Below are 18,878 nucleotides of genomic sequence, written 5' to 3' on the forward strand. Positions count from 1 at the left end.
CACCCACCCTCCCCCACCCACCGGGGTCCGCGGCCGAACGAACGGGAGGGGCCGGGTTCGGAGGGGTGGGGGTCCGGGACGCTGACGTGTATTTGTGGGCCGGAGTTCCGGGTTCCTTCAGGATGCCGGGTGAGCGGCCCGTAAATATACGGTCCCGGACCCCCACCCCGGAGAGCCCGGCCCCGCACCCACCCACAACACCCACAACACCCGCACCCGGAACCAACGTCACGTCCAGAGCAACGCGATGAAGATATTGACCACCGTCAAACCACCCACAACCCCGAAAACCGGCGCCTCCACCTTGTCGTCGTCCCGCTTCACATAGACCAGCCCCAAGATCACCACCAGCAACGCCAGCTTGACCCCGATCTTGACGGTGTTCACCGAGTAGTCCTCGGCCTGGTTGAGCCCCACCAGCGCCACGCCCGTCACCAACATCGTCAGCGCACCGTGCAGCATCGCCGGCACCATGCGCGCCTCGCCCTTGCCCATCGCCTTCATCTGGGTGAGAAAGCCGCCGAGCAGAGCCGCGATGCCGATGATGTGCAAGCCGACGACGGCGTGAATCAGTACGTCCATGAGGCCCGACAGTAGCCGGGGCCATACCACCCCCCAGCAGCCAGGTCAGCCTCATTCGCCGCTTCGATCAGTGGCGGCCGAAATCTTTCCGTACGGACGCGAGTCCACCGATCACACCCAGTCACAATCCCCACGGTTTCATCCAATACCGGTCATGCCCGCGCATCCCCGTGACGTACGGGCCTAGCGTCCTGCCCCAGGTGACCGGCTCCCCACGGCCGCCGTCAGGGCGAGCGGCCCCCGCCAGGGTCCGTACCGCGCCCGAACGGCGACTGTCGGCCACTGCGCAGAGAAAGCCCGGCGGCGGTCCGCCCCCCTATACGGGCCACCGCCGGGCCGCCCGCCCCCGGCAAGAGGCAATAAGCAAAGACAAAAAACAGAAAAGCAAAAGGCAAAAGGCAAGAGCACCGAAAGGAAGTGACGGCCCCCGTGGCCTCGCACCGCAAGCCCAAACGGCCCAGGCCGTACACGCTCACCGGCAGCACGGCACGCACCGCCGCGACCCTCGCCCTCGCCGGCGCGGCCACCGGCACCGCACTCGAAGGCACCGGGCACGCCGCTCCCCAGCCCACTCCGGCCCAGGTCAAGACCCAGGTGGACCGCTACTACCAGGAAGCGGAGGCGGCAGCCGAGCGGTACAACGGCGCACGGGAGAAGGAGCGCGCGGCGCAGGACTCCCTGGACGAGCTGCGCGACGAGGCGGCGCGAAAAACGGAAAGGCTCAACGCGGCCCGTAACGCGCTGGGGGCGTACGCCACGGCGCAGTACCGCGAGGGCGGCCTGTCCCCGGCGGTGCGGCTGGCGCTCTCCGCCTCCCCCGAGCAGTACCTGGACCGGGCCTCACGCGCCGACCACATGGCGGGGCGGCAGACCGCCGCCCTGAAGCGCGTGGAACGCGAGCTGGAGGGGGTACGGCAGGTACGGACCGCCGCCGACGCGGAGCTGGCCCGCCTCAAGGAGTCGCAGAGCGAACTGGCGGCGCACAAACGATCCGCCGAGGCCAAACTGGACGCGGCGAAGCGCCTGCTGAAGGAACTGCCGCCGAAAAAAACCACGGACACACAGAACGAAGATTCAAGCGCGAACACCACCCGAGACACGGCGCTACAAGCGGCATCCCGCTCGGCGACACGAGCGGCTAGCGGCAATGGCACCACCCAGGCCCCCACGGAACGGGCCGCCCGCGCGGTGTCCTTCGCGTACTCGGCGCTGGGCAAGCCGTACGTGTGGGGGGCGACCGGCCCGTCCGCGTACGACTGCTCGGGCCTGACGCAGGCGGCCTGGCGAGCGGCGGGGGTGTCGCTGCCGCGCACGACGTACACCCAGATCAACGCGGGATCGAAGGTCGCCCGCTCCCAATTGGCCCCCGGCGACCTGGTGTTCTTCTACTCGGGCGTCAGCCATGTCGGCATCTATGTCGGGGACGGCAAGATGATCCACGCGCCGCGCCCGGGGGCGCCGGTGCGGGTGGCGCCGATCGACCAGATGCCGTTCGCGGGCGCGACGCGCCCGGCGTAAACCCAGACCCCACACCCAGGCCGCACCCCGCGCCTTACCTCAAGCCTTAACTCACACCGTGAGAAAGCACACCGCGAGAAAGCACACCTCAAAAACTCACCCCTTGAGCTGATGGGTCAGCCACTTGAAGACCTCCGGCACCTGCTTCCGCCACACGACCGTGCCGTGCCCGCCGGCGCCCTTCGGGATCTTCTCCACGTGCACGGTGGTCGGGGCCTTGGCCGCCTGCTGGAGGGCCATACCGGCCTGGTAGCCGTCGCCGTCCGCGCCCGAGACGAACAGGGCGGTCCGCGGCGGCGTCACCGCGTGCTGGAGGATCTTCCACGGGTTGTTCTTCTCCCGCAGCACCGGGTCCTTGGCGGTCAGCGCGACGGGCTCGGCAGCCGGGTCGTTGTAGCCGGACAGGCTCACTCCCGCCCGGTAGCGGTCCGGGTGCTCCACGGCGAGCTTGGCGGCGCAGTGCGCGCCGGCCGAGTATCCGGCGACGGCCCAGCCGTCGGGCTTCTCCGCGGCCCGGAAGTTGTCCGTGACCATCTTGCGGACGTCGACGCTCAGCCAGGTGTCGGCGTTGACCTTGCCGGGAACGTTGGCGCAGCCGGTGTCGGTGTCCCCGAGGAGGGTGGTGCGGGGCGCGACGATGATGAACGGCGCCACCTCGCCCTTCTCCATCAGCGGCTTGAGCTGCGTGTTGACGCTCAGCGACCCGAACCACGCCTTGGCCGAGCCGGGGAAGCCCGGCAGCACCTCGACCACGGGGAAGGTGCGGTCGCGGTAGGCGGGGTCGTCGTACTGCGGCGGCAGCCAGACGTACACCTCGCCCTCCACCCCGGAGATCCGCCCCTTGAGCTGGGTGACCCGTACCCCCGGCCCCATCCGGGGGTCGCCGGCCGGCTTGAAGTCCTGCTTGACCTTGGGTTCGTGCTTCACCGACTTGCCGCCCGTGCCGTCGGCGCCGAGGTCCGCCGCCGCGTTGACGTGGTCGCCGGTGCCGAGCAGGTCGTCCCAGTTGTCGAAGAGCCCGTTGGAGTTGTTCACGATCACGAAGACCATGACGACCGCCGTGGTCTGCGCGAAGAGCAGCATGACGAACCGCGTCACCGCCCGTACGGGCCGCGGCCCGCCTATTCGGCTCCACAGCAGCAGCGGCACCGCCAGGGCGGCGATCACCAGCACAATCGACGTGAGGAAGAAAGGCGTCCCCGTCAGGCTCATCAAGCTCTCGTTTCCGGATCAAGGGCAGCCGCAGGGGGCAGAGCTGCCAACGGCCCCGTAGGGCCTCTCGACCGGATGAGATGGCGAACGCACCGTCAAGGTTCCGCTTGTGACGAGAGCGTCATATAGCGCCCGGGGCGGAGGTGGAACCTCGGACCTCAGACCAGCCGCCGGGCGGTGGCCCACCGCGTGAGCTCGTGCCGGTTGGAGAGCTGGAGCTTGCGCAGCACGGCGGAGACGTGCGACTCGACGGTCTTCACCGAGATGAAGAGCTGCTTGGCGATCTCCTTGTACGCGTAGCCGCGGGCGATCAGGCGCAGGACCTCGCGCTCACGCTGGGTGAGCCGGTCCATGTCCTCGTCGACCGGGGGCGCGTCGGTCGACGCGAAGGCGTCGAGGACGAAGCCGGCCAGCCGCGGGGAGAAGACCGCGTCGCCGTCCTTGACCCGGAAGACGGCGTCGACCAGGTCCGTACCCGTGATGGTCTTGGTGACGTAGCCGCGCGCGCCGCCGCGGATGACGCCGATGACGTCCTCGGCGGCGTCGGAGACGGACAGCGCGAGGAAGCGCACCGGCTGCTCGGGGGCGGCCGCCAACGCGGCGCAGCGGCGCAGCACTTCCACGCCGCCGCCGCCGGGCAGGTGCACGTCGAGGAGGACGACCTCGGGGCGGGTCGCGGTGATGACGGTGACGGCCTGGTCCACGTCGGCGGCCTCGCCGACGACCTCGACGCCCGTACGGTCCGTCTCGCCGATCTCGGCCTGTACGCCCGTACGGAACATCCGGTGGTCGTCCACCAGCACCACCCGCACCGTACGACCGCCGCCCGCGCCGCCGGTACCGCCCGCCGCGCCCGCTACCTCGTTGCCCTCACTCATCGCCATCCCTCATCGCTCGTCCCGCTCGTCCCTCAGCCCACTCAGCTCAGCCGACCCGCACAAACCCACTCAGCCCAGCCGCCCCCCACCACGACAACCCACTCCGCGGTTCGCTCCGCGGCTCACTCCGACCGCTCCATCTCCAGTTCCACCTCGGTACCGCCGTCCGGCGCGGACCGCAGGCGCGCCGTGCCGCCGTTGCGCTGCATTCTGCCGATGATCGACTCCCGTACGCCCATCCGGTCGCCCGGCACGGCGTCCAGGTCGAAGCCCGGCCCCCGGTCCCGTACGGAGACGAAGACCGTGCGCCCCTCGACCTCCGCGAAGACCTGGACCGCCCCGCCCTCGCCACCGTACTTGGCCGCGTTGACCATCGCTTCCCGCGCGGCCTGCATCTGTGCGCCCAGTTTGTCGTCCAGCGGGCAGTCGCCGACCACGACGACCTCGATCGGCACGCCGTGGTGGTCCTCGACCTCGGCCGCCGCCGCCTTCACGGCCTCCGCCAGCGTCTGCGGCGCCTGCGCCTCGTCCTTGCCGCGCCCCTCCGGCCGGTGCAGCCAGGCCCGCAGCTCCCGCTCCTGGGCGCGCGCGAGGCGCGAGACCTCGCGCGAGTCCTCCGCGTTGCGCTGGATCAGGGTGAGGGTGTGCAGGACCGAGTCGTGGACGTGGGCGGCGACCTCGGCGCGCTCCTGCGCGCGGATGCGCATCGTGCGTTCCTCGGTGAGGTCCTGCGTCATGCGTACGAGATAGGGCCCGGCCAGCAGCGCGATGCCGACCAGTACGGCCAGCGACGCCTGGAGGACCGTACCGAGGTGCCGGGCCGACCCCTGGAGCACCACGATGCCCGTGACGCCCACGCCGACCAGGGCGACGCCCGTCGCGCCGCGCGCCAGCGGCAGCACCCCCTTGGCCCGGCCGACCTCCATCCAGTGCGCGCGGCGGGCGTTGTCGGCCTGCCGCCAGACCAGGGCGACGCCCGCGCCGATGAGGAGTACGGGCCAGATGTAGGCGTTGGCGCGGCCGAGGTGGAGGTTGTCGAGGAAGATCGCGGCCCCGATGACGAGGGCGATCAGCGCGAAGATCTGGCCGCGGTCGGGCTTGCGGATGAGCAGCCGGCGCCTGCCGTCCGGGAGCGTCTCGACCGGCGCGCGCCGCGCCTCGACGCCGCCGACGCCGAGCGGCACGACGAACCAGAACACCGCGTACAGGACCGCGCCCAGCCCCTGCGACATGAGCAGCGCGGCGAACACGACGCGCACCCACGACACCGGCAGCCCCAGGTGCCCCGCGAGCCCCCGCGCCACGCCGCCCAGCATCCGCCCCTCCGCGCTGCGGTAGAGCTTGCGCAGCGGCGGGGCGGCGTCCGGGTCGGGGGGCGCGGTGTAGGCGGCGGTCATGCCACGATCGTCACATGTCAGCGGGGACCCGGGCATCAGGGTCACCCCTGAGGGGACCCGCAGAGCCGCGCCACGCCGCCCCTGGGACCGCCCGGCGCCGCCGCCCCCGGCGTCACTTCAGGGGGCGGAAGCCCTGACGCACGTTCTCGAAGACCGGCCGGAACTCGTCCCACATGGTCGAGGGCGCCGAGAGGTAGATGGCGTACTCGTCGCCACCCTCGTGCCCGAAGCCGAGGTCGATGGCGCGGAACTCCCGGGCCTTGCCCTGGAACGTGAACTCCCACACGGCGGCCGGCTCCCCGAGGAACTCCGTCCTCTGCATCCGCCCGAGCTTGTAGCCGCGCTGCTCCGTCTTCACCTGCGACTCCACCTCCTTCCAGTGCGCGAGGTGGTCGGGGCTGGCGAAGTCGAGGACGTTCACCTGGATGCGCGCGAGGCCGCTGGGGTCGATGTAGTTGACCTCGGTGGAGTTCTTCTCCTGCCGGGTCCAGCCGTCCGGTACGGGGAAGCTGACACCCAGCTCATGCTCCGTCACCTTCCGGTAGCCGCCCGGTACCGGCGGCGGGGCGGGCATTTTGGACTTGCCGGGCGTGGGCTTCGCCGACCGCGTCGCGGAGGGCTTGGCGTCCTGCCCGCCGGAGACACCGGCCGAGGCGGTGGAGTCGCCCGAGCCGCTCTTCTCCGTGACGTAGTAGTACGTGCCGCCGGCCGCGGCTATGACGGCCACCATGGCCATCGCGGTCCACAGGACCGTACGGCCGCGGCCGCGGCGCTTGTCCGAGGAGCCCTTGCCCGGCGAGGGCGATGACGGTCCGGGGCCCGCCTCGGCCGGGGACGCGGCGCCGAAGCCCGGTCCCGCCGCCGCGTAGGAAGCCTCGTAGGACGCCGCGTGGGAGGGCGCCTGGGCCGTAGGGCCGGTGCCGAAGCCGGCGGCCGGGTCCGCGCCGACGGCGGTCGGGCCCGTACCCGCGCCCGGCCCGTAGCCCTCCCGGGTGCCCGTGCCCGTACCGGCGCCGTTGGTCGCGCCCGGCCCGTAGCCCCGCCCGGTGCTCGTACCCGGGCCCGTGTCCGTATCCATGGCCATGGCCGGGCCGAACCCCGGAGGCGGGGCCGCCGTGACCCCAGTAGCGCTCGCGGCCCCCGCGGCCGTACCGCCCGCCGCCGTACCGCCGCTCCCCACGCCCGAACCAGCCGCGCCAACCGAACCAACCGTCCCGGCCGCCCCAGCCGAACCAACAGAGCCGGCCGCCCCAGCCACGCCAACCGCCCCGGCCGGCTTGACCATCGCGTCGATGTACGCGGTCTCGGCCTCCGCCATCGGCTCGCGCAGTATCTGCTCCACCAGCTCGGCCGGCGGCCGGAACTCCGGCTCCTTCGCCAGCAGCGTCTCGACCAGCTTCGCCAGCGGGCCCGCCCGGCGCGGCGGTTCGAAGGGGTCCACGGCGATCGAGTAGGCCGTCTCCACCGGCGTGTCCTTGCGGAACGGCGGCCGGCCCTCCAGCGCCTGGTAGAGCGTGGCCCCGAGCGCCCACAGGTCGGAGGCGGGCCCCGGACTGCCGCCCTTGACCCGCTCGGGCGCGATGTAGTCGATGGAGCCGACCATCTCGCCGGTCTTGGTCAGCGTCGACGTGCCACTGGACTGCGCGATGCCGAAGTCGGTGAGCACGACGCGGCCCTCGGCGCCGAGGAGTACGTTGCCGGGCTTCACGTCGCGGTGCAGCACCCCGGCCGCGTGGGCCGCCCGCAGCGCCGCGATCATGCCGCGCCCGATCCGGGCCGTCTCCTCCGGCGAGATGGTGCCGTACTCCTTGAGCACGTCGCCGAGGGTCGTCGACGGCACGTACTCCATCACGATGCACGGCCGGCCGCGGTCCTCGACCACATCGTGGACGACCACCACGTTCGGGTGCGCGATCCGGGCCGCGCTGCGCGCCTCGCGGCGGGTCCGCTCGTAGAGCGTCGCGAGCTCGTCGTCCTCCAGATACGGGGAGATGTGGATCTGCTTCAGGGCCACCTGGCGGCCCAGCAGCTCGTCCTCGGCGCGCCACACCGTGCCCATGCCGCCGCGGCCTATCCGTTCGAGAAGCCGGTACCGTCCGGCGACCAGCCGCTGCTCATCGGACCGCGTCCCCGGCTCCCCGCCCGTCACCGACTCCGACACCGTGCTCCCCTCTGGTTCCCCGCTTCATGTTCGATGGATCACGATAGCGGCCATTGCCTAAGGGACGTTCTCAGGGAACGGCCAGGGTTGCCGCGGATGCCTCACCCGCCCATGGGTTGACACCATGTACGTATGACCGACGCACCCACCGCCGAAACGGCGGACAGCGCTCCGGGCGCCAGGCCGCCCCTGCGGCGCAGCCGCGAGCACAAGGTGGTCGCCGGAGTGTGCGGCGGGCTCGGCCGCTGCTTCGACCTCGACCCCGTCATCTTCCGGGTGGTGCTGGGCATCCTGTCCGTCGCGGGCGGCCTCGGCCTCATCGCGTACGGCTTCGCGTGGCTGCTGGTGCCGTTGGAGGGCGAGGAGGAGAACGAGGGGCGGCGGCTGCTGTCCGGCCGGGTCGAGGGGCCCGCGCTGACGGCGGTGCTCTGCGCGCTCGTCGGCAGCGGACTGTTCCTGTCGATGCTCAACAACGGCGGCGTCGTCTCCTTCTCACTGCTGCTCATCTGCGCCATGGCCGGTGCCACGTACTGGTCGCAGCAGCGCCGGCAGTCCGCCGACGGCGCCGGCGAGACCGCCGCCACCAGCGCCGCGACCACGCAGAAGGACGCGCCGCCGGAGACCAAGGCGCCGCCCGCGCCCGGCGCGCCGTCCTGGTGGCGCGACCCGATCGTCAAGGACGGCGCGACGGGCCATTCCTCGGCCGGCACGGGCTATTTGTGGGGTCCCGACTACGGCCCGGAAGAGCGCCCCTCCGCGACGCGCGGCCGGAAGGCGGCGGAGCGCGTGGCCCGGCGGTCCGCCAAGCGCGGCCGTCCGCTGGGCGGCTGGGTCTTCCTGTGGGCGCTCGCCGCCGCGGGCCTGGCCATCGGCGTGACCTGGCGCCACCAACCACTGGGCACCAGCCTGGAGATCGGCTTCGCGTGCGCGCTCGGCGTCTTCGGCCTCGGCATCACGGTCAGTTCGCTGTACGGGCGTACGGGCGGCGGCACCCTCGTCGCGGCCATCGTGACCGCCCTGCTGCTGACGGGGGCCGCGGCGCTGCCCAAGTCCGTGACGGCCGACTGGTCACGCAAGACCTGGGCCCCCGCGAACGCCTCGGACGTACGCCCCGACTACCGGATCGGCAGCGGCGTCGGCACCCTCGACCTGACCGGCGTCGACTGGCGCGGTAACCGGACGGTCGCGACGCGGGCCGAGGTCGGCGCGGGGCGGCTCACGGTGACGGTGCCCGACGACGTCACGGTCGAGGCGGACGTACGGATCGGCGTCGGCGACGTCCAACTGCCCGGCGAGACGCCCGGCGACATCGACATCAAGCCCGGCCAGCACCGCGAGACGACGCTGAAGCCGGTCAACGGCAAGCCCTCGCGCGGCACGCTGGAGCTCTCGCTCAAGGTGGGGCTGGGACAGGCCGAGGTGATCCGTGAGAGGCCATGAACGAGAATGGCGGGACAGCGTCCGCTGCCGCCACTCCCCATCGGAGGTACGCCGTGCGACGGCATGAGTTCGAGCCGGGCAAGATCGTCGTGGGTCTGATGTTCCTCGGCGGGTGCGCGATGTATCTGGCGATGGCGGCCGGGCTCTGGCATTTCCCCGCCTACGCGCTGCTGCCCGCGATGGGCATGGGCTTCATCGCGGCGGGCCTCGTCTCCGCGCTGGCCTTCGGCATGCGCCGGCGCGGCGGGCGGGGCGGGGGCCCGGAGGAGGGATAGCCGGGCCCGCGCCGGCGTCCGCGGCGGGCCACGGCCTCTTCGCCCGCCGCTCCCCCGCCCCCGCTCGGCCGAAGAGGCGCCCGGCTCAGCCGAAGAGGCGCTGGCCGTGTCGTCGGCGGCGCCGCGCCCACTCCGCGTCGACCGAGAACACCGGTGTGCCCGCCAGGATCAGCGGCAGCCAGGCCATCAGATACGCGAGGTCGTTGCCGTAGTAGTACGGCTCCGTGGCCCAGCTCACCGTCAGCCACAGGGAGAGCGAGATCAACGCGCCGCCGAGCGCCGCGAGCCGCCCGAGGATGCCCAGGAGAACGCCGATGCCCACGGCCAGTTCACCGAAGGCGATGGCGTAGCCGAAGCCGACGGGGCTCTTGAGCGCCAGGTCGATGAAGGCGGGTACGGCCGAACTGCCGTGCACGCCGCGCATCAGGTCGCCGATGGAGCCCTCGCCGCTGTCCGACATGAAGGCCGCGTCGGTGAGTTTGTCGAGCCCCGCGTAGATGAAGGTGACGCCGAGGAAGACGCGCAGCGGCAGCAGCGCGTAGCGGGCCGCCGCCGCCCGCAGCCCCCCTGGCCCGCCGGGCCCGCCGCCTCTGCCGAGCCCCGGCCCCATCGTCCGGTCCACATGTGCCATGACACCCGCCGCCTCTCTGTCACCGTCCGTCGGACACCGGTTGAGCCCTCGCCCACGACCATACGTACGGCTGGGGCCGCGGTCTCAGACCGCAACGGCCGCGGCGGCGACAGTCACGGCGGGCGGCGGTAGCGGAGGCCGGCGCGGTGGGGGTCAACGTACCGGCGGCGGCCCGGAGTTCGCGGTTGTGCAGCGGTGTCCGCTGAGCCAGGCGCGGGTACGGATCAGCCGAGCAGTTCCGGCTCGCTGCGCGTGATCTGCTGGTACAGGGGCTGGTAGTTGATCCATGCGACGAGGTCGTTGCCGAGCTGCTCGCGGGTGTGCACGGCGCTCTTGTGGTCGATGAGCACGGGCTTCCCGGCCGCCTTCGCGGCGAGCTGCACCTGGCAGGAGCGCTCCATGGTGATGAACCACCAGGCCGCCGCGTCCACCGAGTCCCCGACCGTCAGCAGCCCGTGGTTGCGCAGGATGACGGCCTTGTGCGACCCGAGCGCACTGGCGATCCGCCGCCCCTCCTCCTCGTCCACGACCACCCCGGTGTAGTCGTCGAAGAGAGCGTGATCCTCGTAGAAGGCGCAGACGTCCTGCGTGATCGGGTCCAGCAGCTCCCCGAGACAGGACAGGGCGCGCCCGTACGTGGAGTGGCTGTGCGCAGCGGCGATCACGTCGGGACGGGCCTGGTGGACCTGGGAGTGGATCGCGAACGCGGCCTGGTTGACGTGGTAGCGCCCCTCGACGACCTGCCCGGCGTGATTGACGAGGATGAGGTCGTCGACCGTGATGTGCTTGAACGACATCCCGAACGGGTTCACCCAGAAACAGTCCGTGAACTCCGGGTCCCGCGCCGTGATGTGCCCCGCCACCCCCTCCTCGAACCCGAACCGCCCGAACAACCGCAACGCGGCCGCCAGCCGCTCCTTGCGGTACCGCCGCTCCTCCGCGACGCTCTCGTGCTTCGGCGGCAGCGCGAAATGAAGCTGATCAGTGGGTATGGGCTCCGGTGCCTGCGACATGACGCTCTCCTCCGGCGATAGCGCGCGGGAATGTCCGTACGGGACGGAAGCTACCGCCCGGTACCGCCGGAGAACAGGGGCGGGCCGTCAGAGGTTGTCGATCTCGGTGAGGTCGATGTCGACATCGAAGGGGGCGGTCAGCTTGAGGGTGTCACGGTAGGTGCCGACGGGCGTATACGCACGCTTCGTCTTGTCGAGCTCGAAGGCATGCACGACCGGTGCGTGATCGAAGCCGGCCATCTCGACGAGCCAGAAGTGCGGGATGCCCGCAGCGGCATACTTGTGGGGCTTGGTGTCGTGGTCACGGGCCTCGGATTCCGGCGAGACCACCTCGACGGCGAGCAGCACGTCCCCGGCCTGGAAGCAGGTCTGGTTACGGCTCCTCACCGCATCGGCCTGCACGACCACGACATCCGGCTCCGGCCCGTTGCGTTTGTCGAGCACAACGGTCATCTCGCGTCGGACCTTCATTTCGAGCGGTGCCGTACGGCGCAGACCAGCCACCAACATATCGATCACGATGCTGTGGAAATCCCGCTGCGGACTCACGAAAACCAGACTCCCGTCGATCAACTCAGTGTGCGGCGGGAGGTCGGGCAGCGTAAGCAGGTCGTCCACGGTGTAACCGTCCTGCGGCGGCACCGGCCAGTGGTGCGCGATCTCAGCGGTCATGATTCCTCCCATGGACGGGATTCTGGGCCGTAAACCCAGCGTACCCAGCAGATACGACGACGCCGCCGCTCAAACGAATGAGCGACGGCGTCGGCGTTGACGGCTATCGCCTGCCGTTCGCGGTGAGGTCGATGTCGATGGGGAAGGGCGCGGACAGCTTGAGGCGGTTGTGGTAGATGCCTACGGGCGCGTACGACCTGGTGGCGGGGTCCAGCTCGTACACGTACACGACGGGGAGGTCGTTGCTCTTCTCCACGCGCCAGAAGTGCGGGACGCCGGCGGCGGCGTATTTGCGGGGTTTCACCTCGCGGTCGCGGGCCCTGGAGTCGGGTGAGACGACCTCGACGGTGAGGACAACGTCCTCGGGCGCGTACCAGGTCTGGTCGGAGGCCGTGGCGGCTTCGGCTCGGAAGACCACGATGTCGGGCTCCGGGCGGTTCTGGTCGTCCAGGCGGACCGTCATCTCGCGGTCGACGTCCAGATGGTCCGGGGCCTGGGCGAGCAGTGCGTTGTCCAGGAGGCGCAGGGTGCGGGAGTGGAATCGGGTCTGCGCGCTCATCAGGACCAGGTTCCCGTCGATCAGCTCCGTGTGCGGAGGGAGGTTCGGAAGCCGGTCGAGGTCGTCCGCCGTCCAGCCGCCCTGGGGCGGGCGCGGCCATTCGTGCTGGGCGTCCGGCCCGTACTCACGTGCGGCGCTCATGGTTGCTCCCATGCGGCAGAGTCTCGCCTGTACGGGCAGCGTACCCAGCGGATACGACGACGCCGCCACCCAAACGAATGAGCGACGGCGTCGGCGTTGACCTTCAGGGGTGGGGGGTCACTCCCATTCGATGGTGCCGGGGGGCTTGCTGGTGATGTCGAGGACGACGCGGTTGACCTCGTCGACCTCGTTGGTGATGCGGGTGGAGATGCGGCTGAGCACGTCGTAGGGGAGGCGGGACCAGTCGGCCGTCATGGCGTCCTCGGAGGAGACGGGGCGCAGCACGATGGGGTGGCCGTAGGTGCGGCCGTCGCCCTGGACGCCGACGGAGCGGACGTCGGCGAGGAGGACGACGGGGCACTGCCAGATCTCGCGGTCCAGGCCGGCCGCCGACAGCTCCTCGCGGGCGATGGCGTCGGCCTCGCGGAGCAGGTCCAGGCGCTCCTTGGTGACCTCGCCGACGATGCGGATGCCGAGGCCGGGGCCGGGGAAGGGCTGGCGCTGGACGATGGCGTCCGGCAGGCCCAGCTCCGTGCCGACCATGCGGACCTCGTCCTTGAAGAGCTGCCGCAGCGGCTCGACGAGCTGGAACTCCAGGTCCTCGGGGAGGCCGCCCACGTTGTGGTGGGACTTGATGTTGGCGGTGCCGGTGCCGCCGCCGGACTCGACGACGTCCGGGTAGAGCGTGCCCTGGACGAGGAAGGCGACGTCCTCGCCGGCCGCGCCCGCCTCGGCGACCAGCTCGGCCTGGGCCTGCTCGAAGACCCGGATGAACTCGCGGCCGATGATCTTCCGCTTCTGCTCGGGGTCGCTGACCCCGGCGAGCGCGGTCAGGAACCGCTCCTCGGCGTCGACGACCTTGAGCTGTACGCCCGTGGCGGCCACGAAGTCCTTCTCGACCTGCTCCGTCTCGCCCTTGCGCTGAAGCCCGTGGTCGACGTACACGCAGGTCAGCTGGGAGCCGATGGCCCGCTGGACGAGCGCCGCGGCGACCGAGGAGTCGACGCCGCCGGACAGCGCGCAGATCGCCCGCTTCGACCCGACCTGCTCGCGGATGGCGGCGACCTGCTCGTCGACGACGTTGGCGGTCGTCCAGGTGGGCTCGATGCCCGCGCCGCGGTAGAGGAAGTGCTCCAGGACCTGCTGACCGTGGGTGGAGTGCATGACCTCGGGGTGGTACTGCACGCCGTACAGCTTCAGCTCGTCGTTCTCGAACGCGGCGACCGGCACGACGTCCGTCGAGGCGGTGACCGTGAAGCCCTCGGGCGCGGCCGAGCAGGCGTCGCCGTGCGACATCCACACGGGCTGCTCGGCGGGGGTGCCCTCGAAGAGGGTGGAGCCGGGCCGGGAGACCGTCAGCGGCGTACGGCCGTACTCGCGGGCCCCGGTGTTGTCGACGGTGCCGCCGAGCGCCGTGGCCATGAGCTGGAAGCCGTAGCACATGCCGAAGACCGGGACCCCGGCCTCGAAGAGCGAGCGGTCGACGATCGGGGCGCCCTCGGCGTAGACCGACGACGGGCCGCCGGAGAGGATGATCGCCTTCGGCTTCTTGGCGAGCATCTCGGCCACCGGCATGGTGGAGGGGACGATCTCGCTGTAGACCCGGGCCTCACGGACGCGACGGGCGATGAGCTGGGCATACTGCGCGCCGAAGTCGACGACCAGAACGGTGTCGGGGGCGGCTGCAGGGGACGCTGAGGGCACTTCGGCGGCCTTCCGGCGGTGGAACAGGGGTTGGACTTTCGATTCTAACGGGCTCATACTGGGCGCCATGTTCAAGCACGTGACCTTCGTCTTTACCTATGGCACCGGCCCGTCCGGCTGCCATGGTCGTGCTGCTTGATCGACAAGCGACTTCCCAGGCGCCCCGGGCCGACAGGCCCGGGGCGTTCCGCGTTCTTCGCTCGCCGAGAGCACCGGGTCGGATCACACTGATCGATCGTCGGTTCCGGGGTCCCCAACCCCAGGAGATACGGACATGAGCAGCACCCCCACCGCCCCCGCCGTCGACACCGGAGCCCGTACCGACGAGGCCGCCGCCGTGATCGTCGGGGCCCGGGAGCGGATCGACGATCTGGACGGACGCATCATCGGGCTCGTCCAGGAACGGATGGCCGCCTCGGCCGTCATCCAGCGCGAGCGCATCGCCTCCGGCGGCCGCCGTGTGAACCTCTCCCGCGAGATGGAGATCATCGGCCACTACAGCGACCAGCTCGGCAAGCCCGGCACGGCGCTGGCGATGACGCTGCTGGAGCTGTGCCGGGGCCGGGTCTGAGCGGCCTGGCCGCGCCCCCGCCCCGTCCCCGCGGCCCTGTGTTCGGGGCCCGTCACCCGTACGGCGCGTGACCGGCCGCCCGCGCCCCTCGTTGGACCGGGTGTCCGCGCCAGCCAGGAGCGGCCCACTTGATCCACGCGTGGTTTCCGCCCCTGTTCTCTGGGCGCCCTTCACGACAGGGCGGAGCCGCCGGAGCGTGTGACGTACGAGCGCGTACGTCGTGGGACCTCGCTCCGGTGGTCCGGTGACCGGTCAGCAGGGGACAGCAGCCCGGTCACCACACACTGGACGGTCGGTTCTGGGGACGCCCGGGACCGACCGTATCCGGTCGAAACGGTTGCGTGCGGCGCGGCGCATCCAGGACGATGCACCCAAGGCGCGCAGAGCGGCACACCCCGTCGCGGCGCACCGCCAATGGTCCTGACCACCGGGCCGGTCACAGCTTGTACGCACCCCATAGCCAGCGGCGCTCCCCCCGGCGCCGCCCCTTCGGCACCGGCGCTGCCCTGACGCCGGAGCCGACAGCCTAGGGCCCCGAGGCAGGCCGCCCCGCCCCCGCGAGCGGCCTCCCGGGGCCCTTCGCTCACTCCCCCTCGTCGTACGGCCGGGCGGGCTTCGGGGGCACGGCGGGCACCGGCAGGAACGGCAGGTTCAGCGCCGCGTAGGCGTGCTTCGGCACGGCCGGGCTGCGCGGCTCGACGGCGGGCAGCCGCTCGTACGCCGCTCCCTGCGCCGGGCGGGTGTCCGGGTCGCCCTTGTTCGGCCAGAACGACATGGCTCGTTCCGCTTGGGCGGTGATCGTCAGGGACGGGTTGACGCCGAGGTTCGCGGAGACGGCCGAGCCGTCGACGACGTGGATGCCCGGGTGCCCGTACAGCCGGTGGTACGGGTCGATGACGCCGTGCTCCGCGTCGGCGCCGATCGGGCAGCCGCCGAGGAAGTGCGCGGTCAGCGGGGTGCCCATCAGCTCCCCGACGTTGCTGCCGGCGAAGCCGCCGATCTCCTCGGCGAGCAGGGACGCGGCGCGGGTCGCGGTGGGGATGTGGTCCGGGTTGGGCGCGCCGTGGCCCTGGCGGGCGGTGAGGAGCCCCTTGCCGATCCCCTTGGGCTTGCGGTAGGTGGTCAGCGAATTGTCGAGGGACTGCATGACCAGGCCGATGATGGTCCGCTCGGACCAGCGGTGGTTGGACAGGGAGCGGAGCAGCAGCAGGGGGTGGCGGGCGCACCGGGCGGCGTAGGCCAGGGCTCGGGGGGCGCGGCCCTCGTGCGGGACCTGGAGGATGGTGAGCGCGCCCATCGAGTTGGACCCCTTGCCGTACCGCACGGGCTCGATGTGCGTGTGCTCGTCCGGGTGCACGGAGGAGGTGATGGCGACGCCCTGGGTGAAGTCGACCCGGGGCGCGCCGTGTGCCTTGCGGTAGCGGCGGTCGTCGGTCTGCGCGCCGACCAGGGCCTCGGAGTTGGTGCGGGTGAGGTGGCCGAGGCGCGGCGAGATGCCCGGCAGCAGCCCCTTGTCGCGCATGGTGTGCAGCAGGGTCTGGGTGCCGTACGTGCCGGCGGCGATGACGACCTGCGCGGCGCGGAAGACCGTGGCGCGGCCCGTACGCCGGTCGTCGGTGGGGCGGGCGGCGACCTGGTAGCCGCCGGCGGGGTCCTCGCGGACGGCGACGACGGACGTCATGGGGTGGATGACGGCACCGGCCCGCTCCGCGAGGTGGAGGTAGTTCTCGGTGAGGGTGTTCTTCGCGCCGTGGCGGCAGCCGGTCATGCACTCGCCGCACTCGGTGCACGCCCTGCGGGAGGGGCCCGCGCCGCCGAAGTACGGGTCGGGGGCCTCGTCCCCGGGCGCGGCCCGCACCTCGCCGCCCGCGTCGTCGCCGTCGCCGAAGAACACCCCGACCGGCGCCATGTGGAAGGTGTCGCCCACGCCCATCTTCTCGGCGGCCGCCTTGAGGTGGACGTCGGAGGGGGTCATGGTCGTGTTGAGGCGGGCGCCGAGCATGCGCCGCGCCTGGTCGTAGTAGGGCGCCAGCTCCTGCTGCCAGTCGGTGATGCGGGCCCACTGCGGGTCGTCGAAGAAGGGCTTCGGCGGTACGTAGAGGGTGTTGGCATAGTTGAGAGAGCCGCCGCCGACGCCGGCCCCGGCGAGGACCATCACCTTGCCGAGGAGGTGGACGCGCTGGATGCCGTACAGGCCGAGGGCCGGCGCCCACAGGTAGTTGCGCAGGTCCCAGGAGTTCTTGGGGAGGGTGTCGCGGGTGAAGCGGCGGCCCGCCTCCAGGACGCCGACCCGGTAGCCCTTCTCGGTCAGGCGCAGGGCGGCCACCGCCCCGCCGAACCCCGAGCCGACGACGATCACGTCGTAGTCGTGAACGCGCTTCTCCCCTGGCACTGGCTCTCCTTGAGATCGGTGGGACCGCTCCGCTCTGCGGATAAGGGCGGCGGGCCGGCGGTCAGCGGAAGCGGAGCGCCTTGAGCGCGCGCAGGCTGCGCGTCATCAGCCGCGCGTACTTCTCGTCGTCGAGGCCGAAGGCGGGGGCCAGCGGCGCGATCCGCTGCTGGGCGACGGTCTGCGCCTCCGTGTACTTGAGGATGCCCTCGGAGCCGTGGCGGCGGCCCAGCCCGGAGTCGCCCATGCCGCCCATCGGCGACTGGACGCTGCCGTACGCGGCGGCGTACGCCTCGTTGACGTTGACGGTGCCGGCCCGCAGCCGGGCGGCGACGGCCCGGCCGCGCCGGCCGTCCTTGGACCAGACGCTGGCGTTGAGCCCGTACGGGGTGGCGTTGGCGCGCCGTACGGCCTCCTTCTCGTCCGTGAAGCGGTAGACGGAGACGACGGGCCCGAAGGTCTCCTCCGTGCACACGGCCATGGGGGGCTCGACGCCGTCGAGGATCGTCGGCTCGTAGAAGAGGGGGCCTATGTCGGGGCGGGGCCTGCCGCCCGCGACGAGCCGGGCGCCCTTGGCGACGGCCTCCTCGACGTGCCGGCTGACGGTCTCCAACTGCCGCTCGCCGACGAGCGATCCCATGTCCGCGCCGTAGGCGAGGGCCGTGCCGAGCCGCAGCGCCTTCGTACGGGCGGCGAAGCGCTCCAGGAACGCGTCGGCTATGGAGTCGTGGACGTACAGCCGCTCTATGGAGATGCAGAGCTGCCCGGCGGAGGAGAAGCAGCCGCGGACGGCGCCCGCGGCGGCCTTGTCGAGGTCGGCGTCGGCGAGGACCAGCATGGCGTTCTTGCCGCCGAGTTCGAGGGAGGCGCCGACGAGGCGGGCGGCGGCGCCCTGGGCGACCTCGCGGCCCGTACGGGTGGAGCCGGTGAAGGAGACGTAGTCGGCGTGGGCGACGACGGCGGGGCCGACGACGGGGCCCTCGCCGAGGACGACCTGCCAGACGGCGGCCGGCAGCCCGGCCTCGATGAGCAGGTCGCGGGCCCACAGGGCGGTGAGGGCGGTCTCCGTGTCGGGCTTCATGACGACGGCGTTGCCCGCGACGAAGGCGGGGAGGGCGTCGCTGACGGAGAGTTCGAGGGGGTAGTTCCAGGGGGCTATCTGCCCTATGACGCCGCGCGGCTGGCGCAGTTCGGTGACCTTGGTCAGCGTCGGTACGACCCCGGTGTGCGCCTTCGGCCGCAGATAGGCGTGGGCGCGGCGGCCGTAGTGGCGGGCGGCGACGGCGACGCTCTGCACCTCCTCGTGCGCGTGCAGCCGCGTCTTGCCGGTCTCCAACTGGATGAGGTCCAGGACCTCGGACTGGCGGCGCAGCAGGAGGTCGTGGAAGCGCAGGAGGATCGCGGCGCGCCGCTGTACGGGCGTGGCGGCCCAGCCGCGCTGCGCCTCGCGGGCCCGCTCGAAGGCGGCGGCGACGTCGTCCGGGGTGGCCTCGGGCAGGTCGGCCAGTTTCTCCCCGGTGAAGGGGGTGTGGTTGGCCGTGGTGCCGGTGCCGGCCACGCCGTGGGTCAGGCGGGCCACGAGGTCGGGGGTGACCACGTCGGCGGCGGTGCGCCCGCCGGGGGCGGCGGCGGGGTTGCCGCCGGCCGGGGTCGAACGGTCCTGTGGGCTGCCCTGCGAGTCCGTCATGCGGCGAGCGTATGACGGGGCGGGCGCTTTGGGTACCCGCCAGTAGCC

The 18,878-nt window shown here is 71.8% G+C and carries 16 protein-coding genes; 4 read left to right on the plus strand and 12 right to left on the minus strand.

Translation table 11 applies throughout. The features are described from left to right. Positions 1-228: 228 nt before the first annotated feature. Positions 229-582: a hypothetical protein gene (locus IF55_RS29430; protein WP_030888141.1), complete on the minus strand. Its 354-nt coding sequence runs from the start codon at positions 580-582 to the stop codon at positions 229-231. 429 nt (positions 583-1,011) lie between these two features. Between IF55_RS29430 and IF55_RS29435 the strand changes: the two genes are divergently transcribed. Beyond that, positions 1,012-2,100 carry a C40 family peptidase gene (locus tag IF55_RS29435; RefSeq protein ID WP_030888145.1) on the plus strand — a complete coding sequence of 363 codons (1,089 nt, stop codon included), beginning with the start codon at positions 1,012-1,014 and terminating at the stop codon, positions 2,098-2,100. Positions 2,101-2,196: 96 nt separating this feature from the next. Here IF55_RS29435 and IF55_RS29440 read toward each other — a convergent pair whose 3' ends face one another. The 4 genes from IF55_RS29440 to IF55_RS29455 all read right to left on the minus strand — a co-directional run bounded on the left by IF55_RS29440 (position 2,197) and on the right by IF55_RS29455 (position 7,646). Then, the gene (locus IF55_RS29440; RefSeq protein ID WP_030888147.1) at positions 2,197-3,312 is read right to left on the minus strand and encodes an alpha/beta hydrolase; all 1,116 of its coding nucleotides are present in this window, start codon (positions 3,310-3,312) and stop codon (positions 2,197-2,199) included. A gap of 158 nt (positions 3,313-3,470) precedes the next feature. Continuing rightward, a complete protein-coding gene (locus tag IF55_RS29445) occupies positions 3,471-4,190 on the minus strand; it encodes a LuxR C-terminal-related transcriptional regulator (protein ID WP_030888150.1) in 720 nt (239 codons plus the stop codon). A gap of 122 nt (positions 4,191-4,312) precedes the next feature. Continuing rightward, the gene (locus tag IF55_RS29450; protein ID WP_030888153.1) at positions 4,313-5,587 is read right to left on the minus strand and encodes an ATP-binding protein; all 1,275 of its coding nucleotides are present in this window, start codon (positions 5,585-5,587) and stop codon (positions 4,313-4,315) included. A gap of 112 nt (positions 5,588-5,699) precedes the next feature. Then, positions 5,700-7,646 carry a protein kinase domain-containing protein gene (locus IF55_RS29455; RefSeq protein ID WP_048832712.1) on the minus strand — a complete coding sequence of 649 codons (1,947 nt, stop codon included), beginning with the start codon at positions 7,644-7,646 and terminating at the stop codon, positions 5,700-5,702. A 234-nt stretch (positions 7,647-7,880) separates the two neighbouring features. Between IF55_RS29455 and IF55_RS29460 the strand changes: the two genes are divergently transcribed. After that, complete coding sequence (locus IF55_RS29460) at positions 7,881-9,188, plus strand: PspC domain-containing protein (protein ID WP_037966452.1); 1,308 nt, start codon at positions 7,881-7,883, stop codon at positions 9,186-9,188. Positions 9,189-9,241: 53 nt separating this feature from the next. Continuing rightward, a complete protein-coding gene (locus IF55_RS29465) occupies positions 9,242-9,463 on the plus strand; it encodes a hypothetical protein (RefSeq protein WP_030888160.1) in 222 nt (73 codons plus the stop codon). A gap of 85 nt (positions 9,464-9,548) precedes the next feature. On the opposite strand, the gene IF55_RS29470 is transcribed toward IF55_RS29465, so the two are convergent. The 5 genes from IF55_RS29470 to guaA all read right to left on the minus strand — a co-directional run bounded on the left by IF55_RS29470 (position 9,549) and on the right by guaA (position 14,183). Next, positions 9,549-10,094 carry a DoxX family protein gene (locus tag IF55_RS29470; RefSeq protein WP_078645451.1) on the minus strand — a complete coding sequence of 182 codons (546 nt, stop codon included), beginning with the start codon at positions 10,092-10,094 and terminating at the stop codon, positions 9,549-9,551. Positions 10,095-10,318: 224 nt separating this feature from the next. Then, entirely contained in the window at positions 10,319-11,107 is a 789-nt protein-coding gene (locus IF55_RS29475; RefSeq protein ID WP_030888166.1) for a class II aldolase/adducin family protein, read from the minus strand. Positions 11,108-11,194: 87 nt separating this feature from the next. After that, the gene (locus tag IF55_RS29480) at positions 11,195-11,791 is read right to left on the minus strand and encodes a Uma2 family endonuclease (RefSeq protein WP_030888169.1); all 597 of its coding nucleotides are present in this window, start codon (positions 11,789-11,791) and stop codon (positions 11,195-11,197) included. Positions 11,792-11,882: 91 nt separating this feature from the next. Further along, positions 11,883-12,479 (minus strand): Uma2 family endonuclease, encoded by a 597-nt coding sequence (locus tag IF55_RS29485; protein WP_030888171.1) that lies wholly within the window; start codon positions 12,477-12,479, stop codon positions 11,883-11,885. A gap of 117 nt (positions 12,480-12,596) precedes the next feature. Further along, a complete protein-coding gene (gene guaA / locus IF55_RS29490; protein WP_030888175.1) occupies positions 12,597-14,183 on the minus strand; it encodes a glutamine-hydrolyzing GMP synthase in 1,587 nt (528 codons plus the stop codon). Between the two features lie 274 nt (positions 14,184-14,457). Here guaA and IF55_RS29495 point away from each other — a divergent pair, with 274 nt between their 5' ends. Continuing rightward, positions 14,458-14,754 (plus strand): chorismate mutase, encoded by a 297-nt coding sequence (locus IF55_RS29495; protein ID WP_030888179.1) that lies wholly within the window; start codon positions 14,458-14,460, stop codon positions 14,752-14,754. Between the two features lie 583 nt (positions 14,755-15,337). Here IF55_RS29495 and IF55_RS29500 read toward each other — a convergent pair. Next, a complete protein-coding gene (locus tag IF55_RS29500) occupies positions 15,338-17,146 on the minus strand; it encodes a GMC oxidoreductase (RefSeq protein WP_037966459.1) in 1,809 nt (602 codons plus the stop codon). Positions 17,147-17,207: 61 nt separating this feature from the next. Continuing rightward, positions 17,208-18,830 (minus strand): succinic semialdehyde dehydrogenase, encoded by a 1,623-nt coding sequence (locus tag IF55_RS29505; protein ID WP_030888185.1) that lies wholly within the window; start codon positions 18,828-18,830, stop codon positions 17,208-17,210. Between the last annotated feature and the right edge of the window lie 48 nt (positions 18,831-18,878).

Origin of the sequence: Streptomyces varsoviensis (assembly GCF_000718635.1) — a bacterium.
GTDB lineage: Bacteria > Actinomycetota > Actinomycetes > Streptomycetales > Streptomycetaceae > Streptomyces > Streptomyces varsoviensis.

What these genes read in the sequence shown, in the direction of transcription:
- IF55_RS29460 (WP_037966452.1), top strand. Translation starts at nt 7,881, where the DNA reads ATGACCGACGCACCCACCGCCGAAACGGCGGACAGCGCTCCGGGCGCC.
- IF55_RS29430 (WP_030888141.1), bottom strand. Translation starts at nt 582, where the DNA reads ATGGACGTACTGATTCACGCCGTCGTCGGCTTGCACATCATCGGCATC.
- IF55_RS29445 (WP_030888150.1), bottom strand. Translation starts at nt 4,190, where the DNA reads ATGAGTGAGGGCAACGAGGTAGCGGGCGCGGCGGGCGGTACCGGCGGC.
- IF55_RS29485 (WP_030888171.1), bottom strand. Translation starts at nt 12,479, where the DNA reads ATGAGCGCCGCACGTGAGTACGGGCCGGACGCCCAGCACGAATGGCCG.
- IF55_RS29450 (WP_030888153.1), bottom strand. Translation starts at nt 5,587, where the DNA reads ATGACCGCCGCCTACACCGCGCCCCCCGACCCGGACGCCGCCCCGCCG.
- IF55_RS29480 (WP_030888169.1), bottom strand. Translation starts at nt 11,791, where the DNA reads ATGGGAGGAATCATGACCGCTGAGATCGCGCACCACTGGCCGGTGCCG.
- IF55_RS29455 (WP_048832712.1), bottom strand. Translation starts at nt 7,646, where the DNA reads ATGGGCACGGTGTGGCGCGCCGAGGACGAGCTGCTGGGCCGCCAGGTG.
- IF55_RS29495 (WP_030888179.1), top strand. Translation starts at nt 14,458, where the DNA reads ATGAGCAGCACCCCCACCGCCCCCGCCGTCGACACCGGAGCCCGTACC.
- IF55_RS29440 (WP_030888147.1), bottom strand. Translation starts at nt 3,312, where the DNA reads ATGAGCCTGACGGGGACGCCTTTCTTCCTCACGTCGATTGTGCTGGTG.
- IF55_RS29470 (WP_078645451.1), bottom strand. Translation starts at nt 10,094, where the DNA reads ATGGCACATGTGGACCGGACGATGGGGCCGGGGCTCGGCAGAGGCGGC.
- IF55_RS29475 (WP_030888166.1), bottom strand. Translation starts at nt 11,107, where the DNA reads ATGTCGCAGGCACCGGAGCCCATACCCACTGATCAGCTTCATTTCGCG.
- IF55_RS29505 (WP_030888185.1), bottom strand. Translation starts at nt 18,830, where the DNA reads ATGACGGACTCGCAGGGCAGCCCACAGGACCGTTCGACCCCGGCCGGC.